5 protein-coding genes are annotated in these 4,683 nt (G+C 62.6%); all 5 read left to right on the top strand.

Translation table 11 applies throughout. The features are described from left to right. Positions 1 to 585, top strand: a 585-nt coding sequence (locus tag AOQ71_RS49405) for a sugar-binding domain-containing protein (RefSeq protein WP_283809634.1), incomplete at its 5' end; no start/stop codon positions are given. A 322-nt stretch (positions 586 to 907) separates the two neighbouring features. Beyond that, positions 908 to 2,161, top strand: a complete 1,254-nt coding sequence (locus tag AOQ71_RS39985) for an ABC transporter substrate-binding protein (protein ID WP_245317407.1) — start codon at positions 908 to 910, stop codon at positions 2,159 to 2,161. Between the two features lie 149 nt (positions 2,162 to 2,310). After that, entirely contained in the window at positions 2,311 to 3,183 is an 873-nt protein-coding gene (locus AOQ71_RS39980) for a carbohydrate ABC transporter permease (protein WP_057759115.1), read from the top strand. Between the two features lie 4 nt (positions 3,184 to 3,187). Continuing rightward, entirely contained in the window at positions 3,188 to 4,018 is an 831-nt protein-coding gene (locus tag AOQ71_RS39975) for a carbohydrate ABC transporter permease (protein ID WP_057758936.1), read from the top strand. 15 nt (positions 4,019 to 4,033) lie between these two features. Next, positions 4,034 to 4,683, top strand: a 650-nt coding sequence (locus AOQ71_RS49400) for an ABC transporter ATP-binding protein (protein WP_245317405.1), incomplete at its 3' end; no start/stop codon positions are given.

Genomic DNA, 4,683 nt, shown 5'->3' with positions numbered 1-4,683 from the left:
CGGGCCGTGCGCGCCGCGGTCGAGCGCGTCACCCCGATCGACCGGCCCAACCATCAGATCGTATCGCTGGTCGGCAACATCTCCGCGGACGGTTCGGCGAGCTTCTACGACACCGTCGGCCGGCTCGCTGACCGCACCGGCGCACGGCACTATCCGATGCCGCTGCCGTTCCTGATGTCGTCTGAGGACGAGCGCAACAGGATGGTTCGCATCGAGCCGATCGCGAAGGTCAAGGCGGTCGCCGCCAAGGCCGATCTGCGTCTTGTCGGTATCGGCCAAATGGATCAGAGAGCGCAGGTCCATATCGACGGCTTCGTCACCCGCGATGAATTGTTCGAGATGATGCGGCAGGGCGCGATCGGCGAGATCACCGGCTGGGCCTATGATTCCAAGGGCCGATTGCTCAAGGCCGGCACCAACAAGCGCCTCACCAGCATTCCGCCAGAGGTGCCCGCGAAGGCCACGACCATCGGCGCCGCGGTCGGTGCGGCCAAGGTGTCCGCGATCGCAGCAGCCCTAAACGGGCGCCTGATCAACGGCCTGATCACGGACGAGGCCACCGCAAGGGCGATCCTGGAGCGGTAGGCGCTGGGCTCCGCGAAGGACTCTGCGTCGTCATGGCCGGGCTTGACCCGGCCATCAACGTCTTTCTTGCAGCACTGAGAACGTGGATGCCGGGGACAAGCCGGGGATGACGACCTTCGATGAGGATCAGCTCGCATCCTCCCGCACCGCAGCACTCATAACTTGCCAAAACGCACGCGCGCCTGCTTGACATCTGCGGCACCTCAGCCGAACATACGCCCAACGCGTGGGCATATGCTCAAAACGCGAGTTGAGGGAGGACACCGTGAAACACATCCTGGGCGCCGTCTGCGGCGCGTCCGTACTGCTTGCCGTCCCCGCGATGGCCGAAACGACCCTGACGATCGCCACTGTCAACAATGGCGACATGATCCGCATGCAGGGGCTGACCGGCGAATTCACCAAGGCAAACCCGGACATCTCGGTCAAATGGGTGACGCTGGAGGAGAACGTGCTGCGCCAGCGCGTCACCACCGATATCGCCACCAAGGGCGGTCAGTTCGACGTGTTGACCATCGGCACCTACGAGGTGCCGATCTGGGCCAAGAAGGGCTGGCTGGTGCCGCTCGCTAATCTCGGCGCCGACTACGACGTTGCCGACCTTCTGCCGAAGATCAAGGACGCCGTCTCCGTCGACGGCAAGCTTTATGCCGCGCCATTCTACGGCGAGAGCTCGATGGTGATGTACCGCACCGATCTGTTCGACAAGGCCGGCCTGAAGATGCCGGAAAATCCGACCTGGGATTTCGTCATCGATGCCGCCAAGAAGCTCACCGACAAGAACGCCGGCGTCTACGGCATCTGCCTGCGCGGCAAGGCCGGCTGGGGCGAGAACATGGCGTTCCTCTCGGCGATGGCCAATTCATACGGCGCGCGCTGGTTCGACGAGAAGTGGGAGCCGCAGTTCAACACGCCGGAATGGAAGACGACGCTCACGACCTACGTCAATCTGATGAAGGACGCCGGCCCTCCCGGCGCGAGCTCGAACGGATTTAACGAGAACCTCGCACTGTTCAATGCCGGCAAGTGCGCGATGTGGATCGACGCGACGGTCGCGGCGTCCTTCGTCACCAACCCGAAGGACTCGAAGGTTGCGGACCAGGTCGGTTTTGCGCTGGCGCCCAACACAGGGCTCGGCAAGAACGCCAACTGGCTGTGGGCCTGGAGTCTGGCGATTCCCGCAGGCTCCAAGAAGGCCGATGCGGCCGAGAAGTTCATCGCCTGGGCAACGAGCAAGGACTACACCAAGCTCGTGGCCGCGAAGGAGGGCTGGGCCAACGTGCCGCCGGGTACGCGCACCTCGCTCTACCAGAATCCTGAGTATGTGAAAGCCGCGCCCTTCGCCAAGATGACGCTGGCATCGATCGACGCAGCCGACCCGAACAAGCCGACCGTGAAGCCGGTGCCTTATGTCGGCGTGCAATATGCCGCGATCCCCGAATTCCAGGGCATCGGCACGCAAGTCGGGCAGCAGTTCTCGGCCGCGCTTGCGGGATCGATGACGGTCGACGCGGCGCTGGCTGCGGCGCAATCTGCCACCGAGCGCGAGATGAAGCGCGCCGGCTACATCAAGTAAACCCGAGCTCTCCCTGAGCTCAAACTCGCGGCCATCCACTCCTTGCGCGATGGATGGCCGCCTTCTTCCCAAGGTTTTATTTTGACGCGTTTTCTTTCCGCGAACCGGTCTCCACTTCGCTCGAAAACGCTCTGAGGGAGATCCCGAGGATGGCAACCCGGCAGACGCAGTTTCTTGCGCGGTCGCTCCTGACGCCAGCCGTCGGACTGCTGTTCATCTGGATGATTGTTCCGCTCGCGCTGACGCTCTATTTCTCTACGCTGCACTACAGCCTGCTCGATCCGGGTTCGGAGGCATTCATCGGGCTCGAAAACTTCCGCTACTTCCTCACCGACCCGGCCTTTCTCGCCTCGCTCCAGAACACGCTGGTGCTGGTCGGCTCCGTGCTGGCGCTGACGATCGTGCTCGGCATTCCCCTGGCACTGTTGCTCGACCAGCCCGTGGTGGGCCGCAATTTCGTGCGGCTGATGGTGATCGCGCCGTTCTTCGTGATGCCGACGGTGAGCGCGCTGGTCTGGAAGAACCTGCTGATGCACCCGGTCTCAGGTCTGTTCGCCTGGCTCGCCAAGCTGGTCGGGCTCACGCCGATCGACTGGTTCAACGACGTGCCGCTGTTCTCGGTGATCCTGATCGTGGCCTGGCAATGGCTGCCATTTGCGACGCTGATCCTGCTGACCGCGCTACAATCGCTCGACGAAGAGCAGAAGGAAGCGGCCGAGATGGACGGTGCCAGCGCGATCTCGACCTTCATCTACATCACGCTGCCTCATCTGGCCCGTCCGATCACCGTGGTGATCCTGATCGAGACCATCTTCCTGCTGACGGTATTCGCCGAGATCTTCGTCACCACCGGGGGCGGGCCGGGCCTGCAAACCACCAATATCGCCTTCCTGATCTATTCGCAGGCGCTGATCCAGTTCGACGTCGGCAGCGCCTCGGCGGGCGGACTCGTCGCGGTGGTCATCGCCAATATCGTCGCCTTCTTCCTGGTCCGAATCGTCGGCCGCAACCTGGAAGCCTGAAATCATGGCGCGCAAGTCAACAACGCAGCGGGTGGTGGTCTCGACGATTGGGGCCTGGTTCTTCGGCTTCCTGATTTTCTTCCCGATCCTGTGGATGGTCCTGGCCAGCTTCAAAACCGAACTCGAAGCTTTCGCGATCCCGCCGTCGTTCCTGTTCTTCCACTGGACCACGGAGAATTACGCGACGGTGCAGGAACGCAGCGATTATTTTCTCCACGCCATGAACTCGATCATCATCGCCGGCGGCTCGACGCTGATTGCGCTCCTGATCGCAGTCCCCGCAGCCTGGTCGATGGCGTTCTCGCCGACCAAGCGCACCAAGGACGTCCTGCTCTGGATGCTTTCGACCAAGATGATGCCGCCGGTCGGCGTGCTGGTGCCGATCTACCTGATCTACAAGAGCTTTGGCTTGCTCGATTCCCGCATCGGCCTGGTCTTCATCCTCTGCCTCGGCAATTTGCCGATCGTGATCTGGATGCTGTTTACCTATTTCAAGGAGATCCCGCGCGACATTCTCGAAGCCGCGCGTATGGACGGCGCCACGATCGGCCGCGAGCTTGTCTACGTCCTGACGCCGATGGCGATCCCGGGGCTGGCGTCGACCTTACTGCTCAATTTGATCCTGGCTTGGAACGAGGCGTTCTGGACGCTGAACCTGTCGACCTCGAACGCCGCGCCGCTCACCACGTTCATCGCATCCTATTCCAGTCCAGAAGGACTGTTCTGGGCAAAGCTGTCGGCGGCCTCGACGCTGGCGATCGCGCCCATTCTCGTCCTCGGTTGGTTCAGCCAGAAGCAGCTCGTGCGCGGGCTCACCTTCGGCGCGGTGAAATAAAGGGGCTGCCGGATCATGGGTCAGATCACACTTCAGGGCGTGCAGAAATCCTTCGGCCCCGTGCATATCATCAAGGGCGCTGATCTCGACATCGCCGACGGCTCCTTCGTCGTCTTTGTCGGTCCTTCCGGCTGCGGCAAGACCACGCTGCTTCGGCTGATCGCAGGCCTCGAGGACGTTACCGGCGGCGCCATCCTGATCGATGGCAAGAACGTCGTCGACACGCCGCCGGCCAAGCGCGGCCTGTCGATGGTGTTCCAGTCCTATGCGCTCTATCCGCATATGAGCGTGCGCGGCAACATCGGCTTTGGCCTGAAGATGGCAGGATTGCCCAAGGACGAGATCAATCGCAAGGTCGAGGCGGCCGCGGCGACGCTGAACCTCACGCCCTATCTCGACCGCAAGCCGAGAGAGCTCTCTGGTGGCCAGCGCCAGCGCGTCGCGATTGGACGCGCCATCGTCCGCGAGCCCAAGGGATTCCTGTTCGACGAGCCGCTGTCCAATCTGGACGCCGCCCTGCGCGTGCAGATGCGCATCGAGGTGACGCGGCTCCAGAAACAGCTGGGCACCACCGCGATCTATGTCACCCACGACCAGGTCGAGGCCATGACCATGGCCGACAAGATCGTCGTGCTCAACGCCGGCAAGATCGAGCAATACGGCTC

It is taken from the genome of Bradyrhizobium manausense (genome assembly GCF_001440035.1).
Lineage (GTDB): Bacteria > Pseudomonadota > Alphaproteobacteria > Rhizobiales > Xanthobacteraceae > Bradyrhizobium > Bradyrhizobium manausense.
Note: the sequence above shows the minus strand (reverse complement) of the source record. Positions and strands in the feature narration are given on the sequence as shown.